At 51.8% G+C, this 2,304-nt stretch carries 1 protein-coding gene and 1 pseudogene; both read left to right on the plus strand.

The annotated features are described in order from the left end of the window. A pseudogene (locus tag ACRCZA_RS10330) lies at positions 1 to 417 on the plus strand (acetyl-CoA C-acetyltransferase); the annotation flags it as partial. 130 nt (positions 418 to 547) lie between these two features. Then, on the plus strand, positions 548 to 2,047 hold the full coding sequence (locus tag ACRCZA_RS10335) for a CoA-acylating methylmalonate-semialdehyde dehydrogenase (protein ID WP_438674355.1): 1,500 nt from the start codon (positions 548 to 550) through the stop codon (positions 2,045 to 2,047). The last annotated feature ends 257 nt before the right edge of the window (positions 2,048 to 2,304 follow it).

A 2,304-nucleotide genomic window follows, 5' to 3' on the forward strand; every position in this document is an offset into this window, starting at 1 on the left:
GCGGCGCTGATGCTAACCACGCGCGCCAATGCTGAGCTGTTAGGCTTAGCAGTGCTCGCCACCATCAAGGGCCACACAACCCATGCGCAGGAGCCTGCACTCTTTACCACGGCGCCCGTTGGCGCGATGGCAAAACTGTTGAGCAATGTGGGCTGGTCAAAGGATGAGGTTGATCTGTTCGAAATCAACGAAGCCTTTGCCATGGTGACTATGCTGGCTGTTTCTGAATTAGGGTTAGATATGGCAAAAGTGAACGTGAACGGCGGCGCCTGCGCCTTAGGTCATCCTATCGGTTGCTCGGGCGCGCGTTTACTGGTGACTTTAATTCATGCACTTAAGGCCCGTGGGCTTAAGCGCGGCGTAGCCTCGCTCTGTATCGGTGGCGGTGAAGCGACCGCTATGGCTATCGAAGTCTAAGCAAAGGCTAATCGCGAATAACGGCTAAATCAACAAGACCAAGACTGAGCTGGTAAGGGCAAATATCCCATCGAGGATACCCATAAAATCGCACCGCCAGCTCGACCCTAAACAAGGAAAGGATTGCAACATGACCACACAAGTTAAGCATTACATTGATGGCGAATTCACCACAGGCACGGGTACATCACACATTGTGGTGACCAATCCTGCCAATAACGCGCCGATTGCCGTTATCAATAGCGCCACGGCCGATGAAGTCCATGCGGCCATTGCCAGTGCCAAGGCGGCCTTTAAAACCTGGAAAGAAGTGCCCGTGTCTGAGCGTGCGCGGGTCATGTTGCGCTACCAACACTTACTTAAAGAACACCACGATGAGTTAGCGACCATCCTTGCCCATGAAACCGGTAAAACCTTTGAAGATGCCAAAGGCGATGTGTGGCGTGGGATTGAAGTGGCGGAACATGCTTGCAACATTGCCTCATTATTGATGGGAGAAACCGTTGAGAACGTCGCGCGTTCAATCGATACCTACAGCTACACGCAGCCTCTTGGTGTGTGCGCGGGCATCACGCCCTTTAACTTCCCGGCGATGATCCCTTTGTGGATGTTCCCACTGGCGATTGCCTGCGGTAATACTTTTATCCTTAAGCCATCTGAGCAAGATCCAATGACGCCACAGCGCTTAGTTGAGCTATTTGTCGAAGCGGGCGCGCCAAAGGGCGTATTACAACTGGTGCATGGCGATAAGACGGCGGTGGATATTTTGTTGGCCGATCCTGCGGTGAAAGCCATTTCCTTTGTCGGCTCGGTGGCTGTGGGGCAATACATCTACAAAACCGGTACCGATAACTTAAAACGCGTGCAGGCCTTTGCGGGGGCGAAAAACCACTGCGTGATCATGCCGGATGCAAACAAACAGCAAGTGATCAACAACCTAGTCGGTGCTTCTGTCGGCGCAGCGGGGCAACGTTGTATGGCGATTTCGGTCGCGGTATTTGTCGGCGCGGCTAAAGAGTGGATCCCCGAGCTAAAAGAAGCGCTGGCCAAGGTTCGCCCAGGTTTATGGAATGATAAAGACGCAGGTTACGGCCCGCTGATAAGCCCAGCCGCCAAAGCACGCGTGCTCAAACTTATCGCCCAAGGTAAGGAAGAGGGCGCAGAGTGTTTACTCGATGGCAGCGATTTTACTGTGGCAGGTTTCGAGTCCGGTAACTGGGTTGGGCCTACTATGTTCACTAAGGTCACGACCGATATGAGCATCTATAAAGAAGAAATCTTTGGCCCTGTGCTCTGCTGTATGGAATCCGATTCATTAGAAGAGGCCATCGAACTCGTTAACGCTAGCCCCTACGGTAATGGCACCTCTATTTTTACCGCGAGCGGCGCTGCGGCGCGTAAATATCAACACGAAATCGAAGTCGGCCAAGTGGGTATTAACGTGCCAATCCCTGTGCCATTACCTTTCTTCTCATTCACGGGTTGGAAGGGCAGTTTCTACGGCGACCAACACGCTTACGGTAAGCAAGCGGTGCGTTTCTACACTGAAACTAAAACCATTACCGCGCGCTGGTTCGAGTCGGACATTGCGGTGGCAGCTGGCCCTAATATGAGCATTAACTTGCGCTAAGCGGTTAAAAAAACAGTTTTAACGCATTGTGAAACAGTAGGTTATTTATCTAAAGTGGCGCGCTGTTGGCGCCTATTGATGAATAATGTGCTGATAAACTCACGGTTTAGGACGCAAAAAAATTTACGCAAAAGAAATGGCCAAAGAGTCATAGGAGAGCCAAATGGATTTTAATTTCAACGAAGACCAACGCCAATTTGCTGAGCTGGCCCGCCAGTTTGCCACCGACGAACTTGCCCCTTTTGCCGCCAAATGGG

The organism is Shewanella sp. (assembly GCF_051658185.1).
GTDB lineage: Bacteria > Pseudomonadota > Gammaproteobacteria > Enterobacterales > Shewanellaceae > Shewanella.

What these genes read in the sequence shown, in the direction of transcription:
- ACRCZA_RS10335 (WP_438674355.1), top strand. Translation starts at nt 548, where the DNA reads ATGACCACACAAGTTAAGCATTACATTGATGGCGAATTCACCACAGGC.